We start from the raw sequence: 18,640 nt of genomic DNA, 5'->3' as shown, positions 1-18,640 counted from the left end.
TTACTAGCTCAAGGATGCCTCTTGTTTATTTTCCCTTTGCAAGTTCTGAACGCTCTTAACCAACTCACCCTACGGGAAGTCGCCCAAGCGTCTACAGATTTATCTCAATGTGCAGAGCCATTGCCGTGATAGTTATCTGAATCATAGAATCCATTTTTCGTGCCAAAAAATAAGCACGAAACCGTAAAGATAACTGTCAATCCAGCTAGAATCAGCTTTACATCCATTTTTTTGCTGCCCCTTACTTCAAGACTTTCCTATATTAATTTAATGCTTCCGCAATCAAACGTAATCACTAGAAAATCTTTACTATGCTTATGTTGATTGGGCAATAGGTAAATTTACCGCAATCAGTCAGATTGTAGAACCTTTCGGTTCACCTGTCCATTGATCTAGATGTAAACCAATATGACGCCAAGAGCAATCCTCTACACCCTCTAAAAATCCTCAGTAGTTAGGATTGACTCACTGTTCAAATAAGCCTTTGAGGCTCTTTGGATACAAACGTTTAATAATTTACTAAACTTTACCAAAAACGCTCTCTTCATCCAAAACAAGTCTAAACGCCAAAGCTAAGTCATCACCTTAATATTAAAAACAGGAGCAATTATTTCCCAATCCCTAAATAAAAATACCTGTGTTGTATGACTATCGAACGACTTCCCCAAAAACACTATCCAAAGGCTGAAATTGGGCGGCGAGGTATGGCATTGGGGCTTGATTTCCTTGGTGTCTGGTTAGTCAGTTCTCTACTGGGAGGCGGCGATATCGGGATTCAATTTATGCAAATCCTAGTTTTTGTGATATTTTGGCTGATTTTGCGGGTGCTGGTGGCATACAACAATCAAGGGCAAAGTTTAGGGCGTTGGGCCTTCGATTTAAAAGTGTTAGAAGTTGAAGATGGGGAAGTAATGGGCAGAATTCCAGATTTGCTCTCACTGGTGAAGCGAGAGGCGATCGTCGGCTTGGGTGCCCTTTTAGTGTCAATTGCCCTGAGCAATATTAGAGCCAATCCCACTGCTATACTGCTAGTACTTCCCCTAGCAATTGATTGTGGGACTGCCTTCTCTGATGCTCAGATGCGGCAGGCTTTACACGATCGCTATTGTGGAACTTTTATCGTTTCGTCGCGTCGTGGCTACTCGCTCGACATAAAAATCAAAAGATTAGTTGATAATATGCGGCGGAATGTGAGAAGATAGTCATTTGTGTTAATTCTCTTCAGGCTTCACTGTTTGTAAGATTATGGCTAAGAGTAAAGGTGCCCGCATTATTGTGACACTAGAGTGTACCGAGTGTCGGACAAATTCAGACAAGCGTTCTGCTGGTGTTTCACGTTATACCAGCACCAAGAATCGCCGCAACACCACTAACCGCCTAGAACTGAAAAAGTTCTGCACCCACTGCAACAAACATACCGTTCATAAGGAAATTAAGTAGAGATGAGTTATTTCCGTCGTCGTCTTTCTCCAATCAAGCCAGGAGAACCAATCGATTATAAAGATGTTGATTTATTGCGTAAGTTTGTCACCGAGCGGGGTAAAATATTACCACGTCGGATTACTGGGCTTACGTCTCAGCAACAGCGAGAGTTGACATTAGCAATTAAACGTTCGCGGATTGTGGCCTTGTTGCCATTTATCAATGCGGAAGGCTAAAAATGAGGAGAGACGCGATTAATCGCGTACAGGAGAGACGCGATTAATTGCGTCTGTACAGGAGTTAAGAATCAAAACTCCTAACTCCTAACTCCTAACTTAAAACTATTTAAACTGTTCACCAAATTACAAGTGCGAGAGTTGTGGAGAAGGGGACGCTAGTTGAATTTAGGGTTCAAGGCGATCGCCGTCTGGGCATCGTAGAACGTCCAGACGGTAAAACCCGCTGGTTTGTGGTAGACGAACGTGGTCAATCCCACAGCCTCGCGCCTAGACAAATAACTTATACAGTTACCGGACAGACGTACAAGCCCTCAGAGATTGCCAGCTTTTTGGAGCAGCTAAAGCCTTATTTAGACCCATCTAGCTTAGAAGTAGCTTGGGAATTACTGGTTGAGGATGGGGAAACAGTCACCCCCGACCAAATGGCGAATCTGCTATTTTCAGAATCAACTGCGCCTCCTTGTTACGCCGCCTATTGCTTGTTATCAGACGACAAACTTTATTTCAAGCAAAAAGGAGACGCTTACGAGCCGCGAACTGCTGCTCAGGTGGCAGAACGCCAGCACCAGATGGAAGTAGAGGCATTAAAAGCTAAGGGACAGCAGGAATTTTTAACTCGTGTAGAGCAGGCGCTCAAAGGTGAAGCAGTAGAGTGGGGGCGTCACGATCGCCAGCGCTTAGAAGGACTCGAAAAATACGCCGCGTTGCTTGCTGACACCGTGCGGACAGGGGTCAATTATGACTCCTTGGCTCGCGCTTATCCGCCAAGCGCTCCAGTATTAGAAACTATGACCATGCTGGGACGCCCCACAACACCCCAAGGGGCCTTTCAACTGTTGGTGGATTTAGGTTGCTGGAGTCCTTATGAAAACTTGTTCCTGCGTCGTTCTTCAATTCCGATCCAATTTCCTAATAAGGTATTAGAAGTGGCGCAACAGCGTTTGGATTTCCCGCCAATTGACTCAGATACAAACCGCCTTGATCTGACTCACCTGAAGGTATACACCATTGATGATGAAACTACCACAGAAATCGACGATGGTCTGAGTTGGGAAGTACTACCCGATGGGCAAGAACGCCTGTGGGTGCATATAGCCGATCCTACTCGATGGTTAGTACCCGAAGATGAATTAGATTTGGAAGCCAGAAAGCGGGGTAGTACAGTCTATTTACCTACGGGGATGATTCCCATGTTCCCAGAGGTATTAGCGACTGGGCCAATGAGTCTGATCCAGGGACGGGTTTGTTGCGCCCTCAGTTTCGGAATTATTTTAGGTACAAGTGGGGTAGTAGAAGATTACAGCATTCATACCAGCTTGATTAAGCCGACTTATCGTCTCACCTACGAAGATGTAGATGAAATGCTGCAATTACGGGTACAGGCAGAACCGGAAATTGCAGCGATCGCAACTTGGGCACAGAAGCGCAAAGCTTGGCGTTACGCCCAAGGGGCAATTAGCATCACCATGCCGGAAGCGATGATCAAAGTCAAAGATGACGAGATCAATATTGACATTTTGGACGATTCCCCATCACGGCAAGTAGTGGCTGAAATGATGATTGTTGCCGGTGAAGTTGCAGCTCGTTATGGTAAAGCTCATAACATACCTTTGCCCTTTCGCGGTCAGCCGCAACCAGAATTACCCCCAGAAGAGGAATTGCTGCTACTTCCCGCCGGATTCGTTCGCGCTTGCGCTATGCGTCGTTGTATGCCCAAGAGCGAAATGAGCATTACGCCTCTGCGCCATGCTGGTTTGGGTTTGGATACTTACACCCAAGCAACCTCTCCCATCCGTCGTTACAGTGATTTGCTTACCCACTTCCAACTTAAAGCCCATTTGCGGGGTGAAGTTTTACCATTTACCGCAGATCAACTTAAAGAAGTGATGATGACTGTCACCAGCATTACCCAAGAGGTGACAATGGTGGAACGGCAAACTAATAGATATTATGCTCTAGAATATTTACGCCGTCATCCAGAGGAAACTTGGGATGTAACAGTGTTGATGTGGCTGCGAGAAGACAGCAACTTAGCTCTAATTTTGTTAGAAGATTTGGGCTTGCAGTTACCAATGGTTTTCAAACGTTCTGTGAAGTTGGGCGAACAGATATTGGTGAAAGTTAGCCACGCCGATCCGCAAAAAGATATGATCCAGTTTCAAGAAATAGTTTATCAAGAAGCCCAAACGGCAGCGAATTAATTTGTTATTTGTCATTTGTAATACTCGCCAAAGGGTAGTATTATCAATTACGAATTATTTTAATCTTGCTCTAACCCCTGTCGAATATATCAATAAGTCATAAGAAAGTAATTATTTTCGGCTGAACTGTTTGCCAGAATTCTACTCGTAGTGATTGAACCCACTCACTCTTTTTTCCCCATCTTTTCACACTGTGCTTTTGCCATCACAGCCCGGATATAGTCATTTTTACCATTGGTATAAGCCTCGCGATCGCTCCGAAAACTTGCCGCCAAATCGCGTTTTAAAGCTTCATATCGTTTCGCCTCTTCAGGATGCCTTCTCAGATAGTCGCAAAATAGCTTGTGCTCCTGGCAAAATTCGCTGTCAACCCCGACTATGTGAACATGATGAGTACGTTGCTTTGCGTATGGTGGCATTCCTTTCACAAAAAACATCCGTCCTGGATCTGGATTTTCACGCCAATAAACGTATCCCAAAGATTCCAATGCCGGAATAGTAGATTTCGCATTTACTAAGGAACAGACTCCTACCATGATGTCAACAACTGGCTTGCCTGCCATTCCTGGTACTGCCGTACTCCCAATATGTTCAATTTCCACAACCAAGTCATTGCCTAGTACCTGCCAAATCCGCTCGGCTTCTTGTGCAAACAAAGTCTGCCACCGTGGGTCATATTCGACTATATTTACTTCATTTATCGGTGAAATTAATTTTGTCTATAACAGTGGTAGTTGGTTAAATAGTTCACTTAATTACCATTCAAGCAATTTTATTAGTATAATAATGGATCGTGTCGAATTAAAGCTAGACCATGCCTAAACTAAAGACTCGTAAAGCAGCAGCAAAGCGATTCCGTGCCACCGGCACCGGCAAAATCGTCCGTCGTAAAGCGTTCAAAAGCCACCTTTTAGAACATAAAAGTTCTGACAAAAAGCGTAGTATGCGTCAGAGTGCGCTTGTACATGAACGCGATGAACTTAACGTGCGCTTGATGCTCCCATATTTGTAAGTATTTAAGGAAATAAGTTATGACTCGGGTAAAACGCGGTAATGTAGCTCGGAAACGCCGCAATAAAATTCTCAAACTAGCTAAAGGTTTTCGCGGTTCTCACTCAACTCTGTTTAGAACTGCCAACCAACAAGTGATGAAGGCACTACGAAGTGCCTACCGCGATCGCAAAAAGAAAAAGCGCGATTTTCGTCGCCTGTGGATCACCCGGATCAACGCTGCTTCAAGGCAACACGGCTTGAGTTACAGCCAGTTGATTGGTAACTTGAAAAAAGCTGATATCCAACTAAATCGCAAGATGTTGGCACAATTAGCAATCCTCGATCCAACTAGCTTCGGCAAAGTTGCTGAACTCGCAAATCAAGCTAAAGGATAAAGGTGGTAAGGGATGTATAACAGATGTAACAGATTGCAAGTAATGACTCGGTTACATCTGGTATTATCCGCCACTATTTTTTGGATATGTTGCTTTTCCATAGTGGGGACAGGATTAACTGCATCTGCTGCCGAAATGCCAGAAATTCAGCAGCGAGGCTATCTAACTGTTGCCGTTAAAGATAACTTGCGTCCGTTGGGATTTAGAGACGCTAACGGTAATTTGCAAGGCTTAGAAATTGACTTGGCACAGCGATTGGCACTTGACTTGGTTGGCAAAGCCGAGGCTGTCAAATTGAAACCCGTAGCGAATCGCGATCGCTTGTCTGTAGTCTTAGATAAGAAAGTTGATTTTGCGATCGCTAGGGTAACAGCAACTGAATCTCGCAGCCGCATAGTTAGTTTAAGTGTTCCTTACTATTTGGATGGCACTGTATTAGTTACAAAAGATGCCTCTGTGCAGAAGTTTAGTGAGTTGGCAAAACAAAAAATTGCTGTACTGAATAACTCCAGCACCATTGCCCAAGTGCGGTACTATGTGCCAAACGCCGAGTTAGTAGGAGTGAATTCATATCAAGAAGCGCGAGAGAAAATAGAAAATAATGCAGCCTTTGCCTTTGCCGCAGATGCTAGCGTTTTGAGCGGTTGGGTGCAACAATATCCCCAATATCGGCTACTGCCAACCAAGCTATCAACTGAACCCTTGTCTGTAGTCATGCCCAAAGGATTGCAGTACGATAAGTTAAGACGAAATGTGAATCAAGCGATCGCTCGTTACTTAGCAGAAGGTTGGCTCCAGCAACGTGTTCAATATTGGGGCTTACCGTCAATTGATCATTAGTGATTGGTCATTAGTGAATAACAAAGGACAAATGACAATAGGCTGATAATAGATTACAGAAGTAACTTTTAATATTTGTATTTGCAGCAATGGATAACAGTCTAGCCGTTGTTTATCTCTCAGTTTTGGTGGGTATACTCACAATTGCAGCCGTGGGTGTTTTTCGCCAGATTTTCAAAACTCGTAAGATTGAAGGCTCCTTTGCAAGATTGCGGAAGAAGTTAGAGAAAGAAAAAGGTACGACTCAAGAATATTATGAGTTAGCCAGTATTTATTCAGACAAAAAAATGTATTCTCAAGCGATCGCGCTGTTTCAAAAAGCTCTGAAAGCTGCCCCAGAAGAGGGAGAAGAAAATATTGCCCCCATTTACAACGGGCTGGGTTATGTTTATTTTATCCAAGAGCAATATGACCTAGCAATTCGTCAGTATAAAGAAGCCCTCAAATCTAAACCAGACTACGTAACAGGGTTGAATAATCTCGGTCATGCCTATGAGAAAAAAAAGTTAACTAGTCAGGCGTTACAAAGTTATGAAGAAGCACTAAAATTCGCTCCAAATAACTCTATTGCTAAACGTCGTGCTGAATCTTTACGTCGTTTAGTTTCTGCGTGATTGCTAACGGATCAGAATTGATCAGTTATTAACAGATGATTATAGTCTTGATTTCCCGTGGGGGCAATTTATGAATTGCCCTCGGATTTCGTGATTGATGCGTAAGTCCTAAATCTGAAAATATATGAATATTTACTTTTAAACCTTAGACATCAAAGTGATAACGGATAGCTCCAGTATTTGGATCATTGTTGACTTCAGCGTACCCTATCTTCGTTGCTTCAAGAAGCAACTCTTTCAGATGCTCTGATTCTAGCTCAGTATACATAGCCGCTTGAGCGATGGAAAGTTGCCCATTATGTTCCTTTGCAGCTTTGAGCAGTTTCTGCATTGGACTACCTGTAGATATTGGTGGCTGTATGGCTTGTAACTGTTGAAGTTGGGGAATCTCACCAATGTTCAACGTAATTGATTGATTGACACTGGGGGTTCCATTACCATGTAACCCACGCAGATAAATATTTCGCTTGTCAACCATACCAGGAATGAGAGCCAAATCGATTAGTTGACCAATCCCAAAAAAACCAATTGTAAAGAAATATATCAAACCACTACCAATCTGTCCGGTGTAGAATCTTTGCCCACCACAGATACCAAAGAAGCACAAACACCAAAGAATGTATGCGACGCCTGAATTTGCTTGCTGCATAACAGTGTACTCCAATTTACCATGAATACCTGTATACAGTATTCCCAGGTTTGAATGTAAAGCTAACAATTGATTAGAGTGATGGATTTGATAATTACAAATACTGTTAGCAAATTAATTTCTTAATCTATCGGTTTCTGAGCTATTGCTTAGAAATAAATAACTATACGTTTGTTGAAAGAATGTAAAGGAATGATTAAGCGGCTACAGTTTTTTTGGATAGCTATTACTATCACTATCGTCATTTCTATTTCACTGGGATTAATGGAAAAATTGACGGCTCAACAAGCTTCGATTTCCCATCCTCTGACTTCGCTAACCGAGGCAGAAATTAGCACAGCAGTTTCAGCGATCAAAAGAGAAAAAAGTTTGAGCGAAATGGCAGTTTTTCCACTGATTGCTTTACAAGAACCAGATAAAGAAGAAGTTCTGAAATTTACATCTGGTAAAGCTTTTGGGCGAAAAGCTTTTTTGATAATCTATGAGCGATCGCTAAATAAAACCTATGAAGGAATTGTTGATCTCACAAGCAAAACCTTAAGTTCTTGGAAAGAAATACCCTCTGTTCAACCTGCGATCGTCAATCCAGAATATGAACTCGCAACTCAGGTAGTTAAAGCCGATCTCCGATGGCAAAAAGCGATGCAAAGGCGGGGAATTACTGATTTTGATCAAGTCACAATTAGTTGTTGGGCATCAGGAATTTTAAGTAAACAGGAAGAAGCAACAGGTAATCGTCTGTGTCGAGCCTTATCTTACTACAAAGGCAAAGGCTGGAACTATTACGGTAGTCCCATTGAAGAAGTTTTAGCAACAGTCAATTTAAACACGGGTAAAATCGCCAGTTTTGTTGACAGAGGAAAAGTACCTTTCTCTAAAGAAAACTGGAACTACGATTTAAAGTCCTTGGGCAAATTACTTTCAGCGCCTAAAGCATTAAAGATTCTGCAACCAAATGGTGCAAGTTTCCAGATTCAAGACAATGAAATTAGCTGGCAAGGTTGGAAGTTTCGCTATTTAATGCATCCTCGTAATGGATTAATGCTTTATCAAGTGACGCACAATGACGGGGAAAATATTCGACCAGTTTTATACCGCGCTAGCCTATCAGAAATGGTAGTTCCTTATGGCGATCCAGATCCTACTTGGTCGTTTAGAAATGCATTTGATGTTGGAGAATATAACCTTGGTTTGCTAGCAAATACGATGGAGTTAGGTAAAGAAATTCCTGAAAACGGTCTTTTGCTAAATGCTGTATTTGCTAATCAGCAGGGAGAACCTTATAAGATACCAGGAGTTATCGGTATCTATGAACGCGATAACGGAATGCTTTGGAAACACTATGAGTATAATACTCAGCGTAATGATGTCCGTCGCAATCGAGAATTAGTGATGACGATGACTGCGGCCGTTGACAACTATGATTACAGCATTAATTGGATTTTTCACCAAGATGGGACTTTGGAAGTCCAAAATGAATTAACGGGTATCGTACTGGCGCAGGGAACGGCTGCCCAAAAGCAATCTGAGGATGATTCTTATGGTCGGCTAATTGCTAAGAATATCTTCGGAGTAAATCACCAGCACTTTTTCAACTACCGCCTAGATTTCGATGTCGATGGACAGGCTAATTCTGTGATGGAAATGAATGTGAAAGCTTTGCCGATGGATGAGAAAAATCCTTTAGGAAATGCGATCGCAATTACACAAACCCCACTAGCAAACGAAACATCTGCTTTGCGCGATTTGGATATGAAAAGCAGTCGGGAATGGATGATTGTTAGTGCAGATAAGAAAAATACGTTAGGAGCTGCACCTGGATATATGCTAATGCCTGGAGGAAATTCCATATTTTTCCCTGTGGAAGGCTCAAACATCCGTCAAAAGGCAGAATTTGCAACTCACCACGTCTGGGTAACAAAATATAAACCTGCTGAACTCTATGCTGGCGGTGATTATCCCAACCAGACTCAGCCCGGACAGGGTTTACCAAAATATATTGCAGACGATGAATCCTTGATGGGTGAAGATATCGTGCTGTGGTACACAATGGGCGTAACTCATATTCCGCGATCGGAAGATTGGCCTGTGATGCCTGTTCACCAAGTTGGCTTTAAGCTAGTACCTAGAGGATTCTTTAGCCGTAATCCAGCAATTAATTTACCAGAGTAAAATATTCTTTTTCTAAAGTTTCCAAGGTTTCAGTCTTTTCGCAATCCGTAAACCTGTAACTTGAATGCTGATAAGCTTATCGTAGGTCAAATACTGGCAGTTTTCATTCATAGGATAGCTCATGAATTTTCCAGAAATTAATATTCCCGGTGAAGGCACACTGCACGCTCGTTTAATTACTTCCTTGGGTCAAATTATAGTTCGTTTGGAGGAAGACAAAACTCCCAACACCGTCAAAAATTTTGTAGGTTTAGCAACCGGGACAATCGACTGGAAAGACCCTAAGACAGGTCAATCTCTGAAAGGGACTCCTGCCTACGATGGAGTTCGCTTTCACCGAGTCATCCCTGATTTTATGATTCAGTGTGGCGATCCCCTGGCTCGTTATCCGGATATGGCCAATCGGTGGGGTACTGGTGGCCCGGGATATCAATTTGAAGATGAGTTTCATCCTGAATTGAAACACTCTAGTGCAGGTATCCTCTCAATGGCAAATGCAGGACGCGGTACAAATGGTTCGCAATGGTTCATTACAGAAGGGCCAACGCCTCATCTTGACCGCAAACACAGTGTTTTTGGTAAAGTTGTTGAAGGTATGGATATAGTCAACCGCATCGCCAATGTTCCTACAACTAGAGATCGTCCGAATCAAGACGTAGTGTTAGAAAAAGTAGAAATTTTTCGGCAGTAATTAACACCTCTCTAAGTTAATTTCTACTCCCTCGAATGAACAAATTGCGCTAGTATTATTATCCCCTTTTTTCCTTGTTTAAGGAGGGTTAGAGGGGATATTGATACAGGGTGATTTTTTACAAACATCCTCTGAGAGGATGTTTGTAATTTTCGAGAAGTTGTACATAAATTTTTTAAATTTATTGGTGATGGTTAATACACCGCCCCAAATTAAAAACAAATTTGCCGAAAAATTAAGATTTATTTTAAAAAATCTTCAGTAATGTTGTTAAATTCAGAAGCTAGATTCCAATCAGGGAGAAGGTTTGAGCGATGCCTACGCCTAGACACCACAGCTAAAACCCTTACAAGTCTTCACTTCATCAGGTATACAACTTTTGAGACAATCAGAAACGATTTAATAATAATCAAGCACTTATAGTCCACTTTTATCGGACTCCGTGTTATTTCTGTTGAAAAGGGAGAACACAAACATGAAATTGGCTTACTGGATGTATGCAGGCCCAGCCCACATCGGCACTCTGCGAATCGCTAGCTCTTTTAAAAATGTCCATGCGATCATGCACGCCCCTATTGGCGATGACTACTTTAACGTCATGCGCTCCATGCTATCGCGGGAGAGAGATTTTACTCCGGTAACAACCAGTGTCGTTGACCGCAACGTTTTAGCACGCGGCTCCCAAGAAAAGGTGGTAGATAACATCGTCCGCAAGGATGCTGAGGAACACCCAGATTTGATTGTGTTAACTCCCACCTGCACCTCCAGCATTTTGCAAGAGGATTTACACAACTTTGTCGAACGATCGCAGTTGGAAGCTAAAGGAGACGTAATGCTGGCGGATGTGAACCACTACCGCTACAACGAACTGCAAGCAGCCGATCGCACTTTGGATCAAATTGTCCAATACTACATTGAAAAAGCCCGGAAACGGGGCGAATTGGCAGAGGGCAAAACAGCAAAGCCCTCGGTTAACATTATCGGTACTACCACCCTTGGTTTCCACAACAATCACGACTGCACCGAACTCAAGCGGCTGATGGCTGACTTGGGAATTGAGGTAAATACCTTAATTCCCGAAGGTGCTTCGGTGAACGACTTGAAGAAGATGCCCAAAGCTTGGTTTAACTTAGTGCCTTACCGTGAACTCGGTTTGACCACAGCCCGTTACCTGGAAGAACAATTTGGCACACCTTATATAGACATTACTCCAATGGGTGTAGTGGAAACTGCCCGTTGTATTCGCAAGATTCAGCAGGTAATCAACGCTCAAGGCGCAGAAGTTGACTATGAAGACTTCATCAATGAGCAAACCCTGTATGTATCTCAGGCTGCTTGGTTCTCTCGTTCGATTGACTGTCAAAACTTGACTGGCAAAAAAGCTGTAGTCTTTGGTGACAACACCCACGCTGCTGCTATTACCAAGATTCTGGCGCGAGAAATGGGGATTCATGTTGTTTGGGCTGGAACCTACTGTAAATATGATGCAGATTGGTTCCGCGAACAAGTTAGCGAGTATTGCGATGAAGTGCTAATTTCTGAAGATCATGGTGCAATTGGGGATGCGATCGCTCGTGTCGAACCCTCTGCCATTTTCGGCACCCAAATGGAACGCCACGTTGGTAAACGCTTGGATATTCCCTGTGGCGTAATTGCTGCACCAATCCACGTCCAAAACTTCCCTATTGGTTACAAACCATTTATGGGTTACGAAGGCACGAATCAGATTACAGATTTGATCTACAATTCCTTCACTTTGGGAATGGAAGATCACCTGTTAGAAATCTTCGGTGGTCATGATACCAAAGAAGTTATTACTAGGGGAATTTCTGCTGATTCTGATTTGAATTGGACAAAAGATGGTCAAGCAGAATTGAATAAGATTCCGGGATTTGTGCGCGGGAAAGTGAAGCGTAATACCGAGAAATTTGCCCGCGATCGCGGTTTCAAGGAAATCAACGCTGAGGTGTTGTATGCTGCCAAGGAAGCTGTCGGGGCGTAAGTTAACGGGTTAGCAATTTTTAATAATAAAGGGCATATCTTAATGAATGCCTTTTATTATTACTTATTGTGACTTCAGCAGACGAATAAAGCCAGCTTGTTCAAAGTGGTGATCTGTGGTTAATGCCTCTTTAATGCCAAGCTGTTGCATGACTATAAAAGAAGTGCTATCCACCAAAGACCAAGCTTTATCTTCTCTAGTTTTGAGTAGTTCCCAAGCTACTGAATCTATTGCTGGTTCAATATAAATCAAGTTGATATAAGGAGCAGTTCTGACAGCTTCTATATATTTAAATAACTGCGGACGAGGTACGCGTAAAGGGCTATTCAGCAAAGCCACCAGTTCAATAACAACATAATTAGTTGTTACCATTGCTTGATTTTGCTGACGCTTATGTTGAAACCACTGCTTTGCTTGTTCATGGTAGGACTCAGTTGCAATAAATAAATTAGCCCATCCCGATGTATCTATAAAGACTTTATTCGCCAATCTTTAATTCCTGCTGCAAACTTTGCTGGAGATATTGATCGTGGTTTTCTCCTATATCAGAATTATCAAATTTCAATGTACCTAGTAAAGGTAAAATTGGATCGAATTCGGAGATATTTTCCTGTTTAGCTGATTGAGATAACGATTGCAGAATTAAATCTTCTAAAGATAGATTCAGTTTTTGCGCCTGAGCAGTTAATTTACTTTCTAAGTCGTCTGACAACTGTATTGTTAATGTTTTAGCCATTTTAATCACCAGTTATAAATGATAAAAAGAACATTATAAAATGAGTATTTAACTAAGATGTTCAGAATCTCATTATATGTCCAAATAGCAAGTGGAAGAAAGCCTTTGTTTAGCTTGGGAACAATCGCAACTATTTATAACACTATATCCTGATAAATCACGGGAGAATTAAACGATGACAACAGCTAGTTTATTTCAGTGGGTAGAACTGAAGCAGCATGTTCCTAACAGCCCTGTAAAAGCTGGCGATAGAGGAGTTGTGTTGGATCATCTGCGTCCTATTAAAACTCAGCAAGAGCCAGGATATATTTTAGAAATCTTTAAAGACGGTGAAACTCTAGATGTAGTTACCGTGCCTATTTCCTGGGTTAACCCTCTACCTGAAACCTGGGGAAGTATTGAAAATGATACAAGACAGACAGTTTAAAGGAGAAAAAATCAAACTCATGGCTGACTTTTCTCTGCGATCGCGGTTTCAAAAAAATCAACGCTTTTGATACAGAGGCGTTACTTAAAAATAACGTCCTCACTCTTATCAAAGATTAATAATTGTAAAGATAATCCTCTGGATTACTTAGGTCATCCAAATAACCATAATCCATAGATGTGTCATGTGCCTGTTCATAAAAATATTCTTGATTCCAAGAATGACTAAATTCTTCCGAATCCACATCTGCTTCCTTTACAGAATGTATATGATCTGGTTCATATTTATTGTGATTTTGGAATCTTTTATGAGAAACAGGTTTTAATTTTTGTAACATATCTTCTGCTATCTTTCTATTATATACTTTGGGATCATTCTTAGCTATTTCTTCAATATTTGGAATTACATAACTAGGTAAGTTGATAACTGTAAGAGCCTTTAAAACATACTGTCTAACCTGTGGAGCAGGATGAGTTAAGTTATCTAATAAAAGATTAATAGCTAAATCAGGAACAGTTTTGAAGTTTATAGCAAGTTTGCGTATAGCTGATGCGGCTAATCTTTTGTCATCATAGGAACTTGTTCTTGATAAATATGTAATAAGATAAGAAATTGCTTCCTCTCTCTTAGACTCACCTAACTCAAATGGATTCCAAACAGCTAGTTTTTCTGATTGACCATTTTCACAAAATAATTTGGCAGCTATTTGAAAGTCTTTAGCAGCTTCATCATTTTTTTTCAATTTATGAAAGCTCTTTCCTCGATTGTAGTATGCTGGTGCAAAATCATGACTAATGTGTAATGATTGATTGAATTCTTTGATTGCTTCTTCATACTCTTGAAATTGTAATCTAAATATTCCACGTCGATAGCGTGTAAGATGGTCATTTGCTTGAGGTGTAAAGACATCTGGTGATAAATCTTGATATATTTTTTCTAATTTACGTTTAGCATTTAAATATTGGGGAGTGATACGGAGTGCCTGGTTCAAGTCTTCAACTGCACCGTTGTAATCTCCTATCTCAGCTTTGGTGACACCTCTATAATAGTAAGCATGGGAATTATTATGATTCAGACTTAATGCTTCGTTCCAAGCCATAATTGCTCCTTGCTTATCTCCTTTCTGAAGAAGGTCTACTCCTAAGTTAAACACACGAGCAAAAGCTGAACTTTCTGACATGGCTACACCCTCTAAATACACATCTACATTTTCTGTTTTAGACTTATTGGGTAGCCTCGGAAATTATACGGGTTAAAATTTATTAATATATGATATATACAGGGCAGTTTAAAGTGATTATACTAATAACATTTGCAGGTCTATAACCTTCTTGCTCACGACCTTGGGGGTTTTGTTGAGGAAAACGTGCTGTTACAACGTCCCCAAACTGTAAAGAACGAGTTGTCATTCTTCAACAATTACTACTCCCATCCCAGAAACATACTTAATAGGCAAACCCTTATCTAGTTCACCGGTTTGCCAATCATAAGGTTCATAGCTACCCAAATTTGATAAGTCAGTCTCTAGCCATGCTGCATCCGATTCTTCACTGACTACAGATAACTGAGATTCCTGACGATTCTGTTTTCGCCACTCTAGAAACTGTAAGAAATCTAGAACTTCCTGCTGTGCATTTTCTCGAAGGTGTTCTAGTTTCTCTAAAATATTTTCTTTGAGAGAATCCATGTTTACAGACACCATCTTTGCTTAATAGTGTAACTCATCGCTTCTAGCCAGAATAATAGGCTTTTATCCCAAAAGTAATATCTGACGACAACCTACTGTGCATCTATGAATCCTGACAACGCTTGTCTTGCAAAATGTCACCCCATAGCGATCGCTGCGGTAACCCCTCAAGCGATCGCATTGCTTAACAGAAAAATTTACTGATAAATAAAAATTAATAGCGAACAAATATCACAATACAAAATTATTACTTCGGGGATCTAATAGGCAGAATAACCTACTAATATCCGAACCGATGTATCTCCTATAACGAAGTAAAAAAAGCATCATAAAAGCATCGCAATCTCTCTTAGAGAAAAAAAGCAGATGCATGTTAATGTTTTAATCTCATTGTCTTCCCTTCGTGCCTTTCCCTATGCATCTGCACTACTTACACCCCCAACACCTTGAAGAATTAGTCAAGAGTAGTGGTATAGACTTACACTTAGCGCAACTCAATTTTAAGTCGCTCCAAGGCGTAACAGCTTATGAGTACCTATTGATTTCTGAGCTACTCCCTCGCACCAATACCGGAATGGTGAAAAGTGGATGGTTGCAGCGTTATGCTCATATCACTGAAGGTGGTTGGTGGTGTTCGGGGCTAGACCCTTTGAATAATTGGCAAATGATGGAATGGGGATGCTTTAAGCCAAACCAGCCCCGACAGAATCACAATGGTAAATCCATCAAATACGAGCATCCCCCTAGCACACCAACGCGGATATTTTGTTTGCGCGTAACGCTGCAAGTATGGCAGCAAGTCGCTGGACGTTACAATCTGGTTATGCCTGACAATATCACCATTACTGCTGATGGTGAAGCTGAAGGCTTTTGGCAATGGGTGATGCAACAGAACATTCCGCTCATTCTTTGCGAGGGTGTGAAGAAAGCAGCAACGCTTTTGACGCAAGGATATGCAGCTATTGCCATTCCCGGAATTACCAGTGGTTATCGGGTTGTTAAAGATGAATTTGGCAAAGTTACCCGTCGTCAGCTAATTCCTGATTTAGCAGCGTTTGCAATTACAAAGCGTAGCTTTTATATTTGCTTTGATTTTGAAACTCAACCTAAAACAATTGCTGCTGTAAATAATGCCATTTCCCAGCTTGGTTGTTTATTCCAGCAAAAAAATTGCACTGTTAAAGTCATTGAACTTCCAGGAATAGAAAAAGGAGTTGATGAGTTTATCGTTGCTAAAGGTGCAAGTAGTTTCGAGAAAGTTTATCGTCAAAGTGTTGATTTAGAAATTTATCTTGCTCAAACCAAACCCCACACCGAGTTAAGCATTCCTGCTGCACTCACCTTCAATCGCCCTTATATAAGTGAAATACCTTTCCCCACCTCTGGATTAGTAGGAGTCAAATCAGCAAAAGGAACAGGTAAAACTACAGCACTGCAAGCCGTTGTTCAGCAAGCAAAAATTAGAAATCAACCCGTTTTGTTAATTACTCACAGAATCCTACTAGGAAGATTTTTGTGTGATAAAATTGGTATTCAATGGGGAACACATAAAGAAGATGCGGATAAAAGGATTGATAAAACACTTACCCCCGCTCCTCCCATTCTTCGCTCTCTCTCTCCTCAGCACTCTCTTGGATTGTGCGTTGATTCTATTTGGAAACTTAACCTGGAAAATTGGCGGGGAGCAATAGTAATTCTGGATGAGGTGGAGCAATCTTTGTGGCATCTATTAAACAGTAATACTTGTAAACACAAGCGTGTAAAAATATTAAAATTATTCCAGCGACTAATTTCTACAGTTTTAACAACTGGGGGATTAGTAATTGCCCAAGATGCCGATTTATCAGATGTGTCACTTGAATATTTACAGGGATTGGCAGGAATTAAATTAACACCTTGGGTAGTTCTTAACCAGTGGAAACCTCAGCATGGTTGGGACGTAACTTTTTATGATTCGCCGAATCCAACACCGCTAATTCACCAACTGGAATTAGATTTACTTGCTGGACGTAAATGTTATGTTACTACCGATAGTCGCGCTGGGCGTTACAGTTGTGAAACAATTGAGCGTTATCTGAAAGAGCGGTTACAAAAATTACGAAGGCAATTTCCTAAAACTTTGGTGGTTAGTAGCCACACTACAAACACACCCGGCCACGCAGCGGTTGATTTTATCGCAGCTATCAACCAAAAAATCTCTGAATATGACGGCGTTTTTGTTACCCCAAGCCTTGGTACAGGAATTAGTATTGATGTCCAACATTTCGACCGAGTTTATGGCATTTTTCAAGGGGTAATTCCTGACTCAGAAGCAAGACAAGCATTAGCAAGAGTGCGGGATGATGTGCCGCGTGTCGTCTGGTGCGCTAAACGAGGTATTGGCTTAATTGGTAGTGGTAGTACAAATTATCGCTTGCTATCTGATTGGTATCAAGAAAATCAAAAAGAAAACTTAGCTTTGCTTAGTCCACTACATAAAATAGATGTGGATTTACCTTTAGTTTATGATCCGATTCATTTGCGAACTTGGGCCAAGTTATCTGCACGGGTAAATGCCTCTATCCGCCTCTACCGTCAATCAATGCAAGATGGTTTGATTGCTGATGGACATCAAATTCAGATGCGGAGTAATGCTGTTCACAATAATATTATTCGAGATTTACGCCTGGCGTTTTTGGCAACTGACGCTGATGATTTAGCTACCCGCAGAAGATTAATTTTAGAAATTGTCAAAGTTCAAAAAGATTGGACGCAAAGCCGTCAAAAAGCTAAAGATATTAAACGCAAAATTAAAGATATTAAGCAGCAAAATCAACTATCTGTAGCAACTGCTGTAGCTAATGCTAAAGATATCGATTATGTAGAATATGAGCAGTTATTAATGAAGCATTCTCTGACTGATGGAGAACGCAACCAAATCAATAAATATGTCCTTAGGCAAAGGTATGGTGTAGAAGTTACTCCTTGCCTGAAATTGCAGGATGACCACGGATATTATCGTCAACTGTTAATTCATTATTATCTAACTCACGAAAGCGAGTATTTTCACGTCAGAGATCAGCAAGAATGGCATCAGCAATTGTCTTGGGGTGAAGGGAAAGTTTTTCTGCCAGATTTAAAAACTTACACGCTCAAAGTTGAGGCTATGAGAGCTTTGAGAATACTTCAGTTTCTCGAAGCAGAACGAGAATTTACCGAGAGTAATCCAGATTTAATATTGCTGAAAAATGTTGTTTTTCAGCATAGTAAGCATATTAAGAGAGCGCTTAGTATTAACTTAGTCGGCGAGAAAGAGCAGATTTCGGCAATAAAAATACTCAGCCGACTGTTAAATTTGTTAGGCTTGAAACTAAAGCGGATAAATGAGGTTTATCAAATCGACCTAGAAACGCTTTATGATGGCAGAGAGAGAATATTTGCAGTTTGGCATCAACGAGATGAGTTGATGTTGGCTCATGTTAAGAGTGTTGGCTATGAGTTGCCTGATTATTCTTCAGACTGGAAGTTTGAAATTATCCAAACCAAGGCTTATGCCACAGTAGCCAATATCCTTAACAGCTAAGATAAAGCGA

The 18,640-nt window shown here is 41.2% G+C and carries 19 protein-coding genes; 13 read left to right on the top strand and 6 right to left on the bottom strand.

Translation table 11 applies throughout. From position 1 onward, the window contains the following. The first annotated feature begins 644 nt into the window (after positions 1–644). From ACFFAP_RS01630 to ACFFAP_RS01615, 4 genes are all read left to right on the top strand, one after another. Positions 645–1,202: an RDD family protein gene (locus ACFFAP_RS01630; protein ID WP_375509582.1), complete on the top strand. Its 558-nt coding sequence runs from the start codon at positions 645–647 to the stop codon at positions 1,200–1,202. A 43-nt stretch (positions 1,203–1,245) separates the two neighbouring features. Beyond that, a complete protein-coding gene (gene rpmG, locus ACFFAP_RS01625) occupies positions 1,246–1,440 on the top strand; it encodes a 50S ribosomal protein L33 (protein WP_094333178.1) in 195 nt (64 codons plus the stop codon). A 2-nt stretch (positions 1,441–1,442) separates the two neighbouring features. Next, positions 1,443–1,658 (top strand): 30S ribosomal protein S18, encoded by a 216-nt coding sequence (gene rpsR / locus ACFFAP_RS01620; RefSeq protein ID WP_012411240.1) that lies wholly within the window; start codon positions 1,443–1,445, stop codon positions 1,656–1,658. Positions 1,659–1,801: 143 nt separating this feature from the next. Beyond that, positions 1,802–3,862, top strand: coding sequence for a ribonuclease catalytic domain-containing protein (locus ACFFAP_RS01615; protein WP_375509581.1), 2,061 nt, complete (start codon positions 1,802–1,804; stop codon positions 3,860–3,862). Positions 3,863–4,026: 164 nt separating this feature from the next. Here the strand turns inward: ACFFAP_RS01615 and ACFFAP_RS01610 are convergent, their stop codons facing one another. Next, on the bottom strand, positions 4,027–4,548 hold the full coding sequence (locus ACFFAP_RS01610) for a GrpB family protein (RefSeq protein ID WP_375509595.1): 522 nt from the start codon (positions 4,546–4,548) through the stop codon (positions 4,027–4,029). Positions 4,549–4,676: 128 nt separating this feature from the next. Between ACFFAP_RS01610 and rpmI the strand changes: the two genes are divergently transcribed. The 4 genes from rpmI to ACFFAP_RS01590 all read left to right on the top strand — a co-directional run bounded on the left by rpmI (position 4,677) and on the right by ACFFAP_RS01590 (position 6,704). Beyond that, the gene (gene rpmI, locus ACFFAP_RS01605) at positions 4,677–4,874 is read left to right on the top strand and encodes a 50S ribosomal protein L35 (protein ID WP_109007939.1); all 198 of its coding nucleotides are present in this window, start codon (positions 4,677–4,679) and stop codon (positions 4,872–4,874) included. Positions 4,875–4,893: 19 nt separating this feature from the next. Beyond that, complete coding sequence (gene rplT, locus ACFFAP_RS01600; protein ID WP_375509580.1) at positions 4,894–5,250, top strand: 50S ribosomal protein L20; 357 nt, start codon at positions 4,894–4,896, stop codon at positions 5,248–5,250. Positions 5,251–5,262: 12 nt separating this feature from the next. Further along, positions 5,263–6,090 (top strand): transporter substrate-binding domain-containing protein, encoded by an 828-nt coding sequence (locus ACFFAP_RS01595; protein ID WP_375509579.1) that lies wholly within the window; start codon positions 5,263–5,265, stop codon positions 6,088–6,090. An 89-nt stretch (positions 6,091–6,179) separates the two neighbouring features. Next, entirely contained in the window at positions 6,180–6,704 is a 525-nt protein-coding gene (locus ACFFAP_RS01590; RefSeq protein ID WP_375509578.1) for a tetratricopeptide repeat protein, read from the top strand. 145 nt (positions 6,705–6,849) lie between these two features. Here ACFFAP_RS01590 and ACFFAP_RS01585 read toward each other — a convergent pair whose 3' ends face one another. After that, complete coding sequence (locus ACFFAP_RS01585) at positions 6,850–7,353, bottom strand: NINE protein (protein WP_375509577.1); 504 nt, start codon at positions 7,351–7,353, stop codon at positions 6,850–6,852. A gap of 192 nt (positions 7,354–7,545) precedes the next feature. Between ACFFAP_RS01585 and ACFFAP_RS01580 the strand changes: the two genes are divergently transcribed. The 3 genes from ACFFAP_RS01580 (at position 7,546) to bchB (ending at position 12,218) form a co-directional block, all read left to right on the top strand. Continuing rightward, on the top strand, positions 7,546–9,525 hold the full coding sequence (locus ACFFAP_RS01580; protein WP_375509576.1) for a primary-amine oxidase: 1,980 nt from the start codon (positions 7,546–7,548) through the stop codon (positions 9,523–9,525). Between the two features lie 121 nt (positions 9,526–9,646). Continuing rightward, the gene (locus ACFFAP_RS01575; protein WP_375509575.1) at positions 9,647–10,216 is read left to right on the top strand and encodes a peptidylprolyl isomerase; all 570 of its coding nucleotides are present in this window, start codon (positions 9,647–9,649) and stop codon (positions 10,214–10,216) included. Positions 10,217–10,691: 475 nt separating this feature from the next. Continuing rightward, positions 10,692–12,218 (top strand): ferredoxin:protochlorophyllide reductase (ATP-dependent) subunit B, encoded by a 1,527-nt coding sequence (gene bchB / locus ACFFAP_RS01570; RefSeq protein ID WP_375509574.1) that lies wholly within the window; start codon positions 10,692–10,694, stop codon positions 12,216–12,218. A gap of 63 nt (positions 12,219–12,281) precedes the next feature. Here the strand turns inward: bchB and ACFFAP_RS01565 are convergent, their stop codons facing one another. Together ACFFAP_RS01565 and ACFFAP_RS01560 are read right to left on the bottom strand one after the other, a co-directional pair. Next, positions 12,282–12,707, bottom strand: a complete 426-nt coding sequence (locus ACFFAP_RS01565) for a type II toxin-antitoxin system VapC family toxin (RefSeq protein WP_375509573.1) — start codon at positions 12,705–12,707, stop codon at positions 12,282–12,284. Next, positions 12,697–12,954 (bottom strand): hypothetical protein, encoded by a 258-nt coding sequence (locus ACFFAP_RS01560; protein WP_375509572.1) that lies wholly within the window; start codon positions 12,952–12,954, stop codon positions 12,697–12,699. Before ACFFAP_RS01560 ends, ACFFAP_RS01565 begins: the two co-directional genes overlap by 11 nt. A 175-nt stretch (positions 12,955–13,129) precedes the next feature. On the opposite strand from ACFFAP_RS01560, the gene ACFFAP_RS01555 reads away from it, so the two are divergent. Next, positions 13,130–13,381, top strand: coding sequence for a hypothetical protein (locus tag ACFFAP_RS01555; protein ID WP_375509571.1), 252 nt, complete (start codon positions 13,130–13,132; stop codon positions 13,379–13,381). A gap of 115 nt (positions 13,382–13,496) precedes the next feature. Here the strand turns inward: ACFFAP_RS01555 and ACFFAP_RS01550 are convergent, their stop codons facing one another. Both ACFFAP_RS01550 and ACFFAP_RS01545 read right to left on the bottom strand, forming a co-directional pair. After that, positions 13,497–14,561 (bottom strand): tetratricopeptide repeat protein, encoded by a 1,065-nt coding sequence (locus ACFFAP_RS01550; protein ID WP_375509570.1) that lies wholly within the window; start codon positions 14,559–14,561, stop codon positions 13,497–13,499. 225 nt (positions 14,562–14,786) lie between these two features. After that, positions 14,787–15,068 (bottom strand): hypothetical protein, encoded by a 282-nt coding sequence (locus ACFFAP_RS01545; RefSeq protein WP_375509569.1) that lies wholly within the window; start codon positions 15,066–15,068, stop codon positions 14,787–14,789. Between the two features lie 415 nt (positions 15,069–15,483). Between ACFFAP_RS01545 and ACFFAP_RS01540 the strand changes: the two genes are divergently transcribed. Continuing rightward, a complete protein-coding gene (locus tag ACFFAP_RS01540; RefSeq protein ID WP_375509568.1) occupies positions 15,484–18,630 on the top strand; it encodes a plasmid replication protein, CyRepA1 family in 3,147 nt (1,048 codons plus the stop codon). The last annotated feature ends 10 nt before the right edge of the window (positions 18,631–18,640 follow it).

Origin of the sequence: uncultured Nostoc sp. (genome assembly GCF_964245575.1) — a bacterium.
Lineage (GTDB): Bacteria > Cyanobacteriota > Cyanobacteriia > Cyanobacteriales > Nostocaceae > Nostoc.
This window is presented reverse-complemented; position numbering and strand designations above follow the sequence as displayed.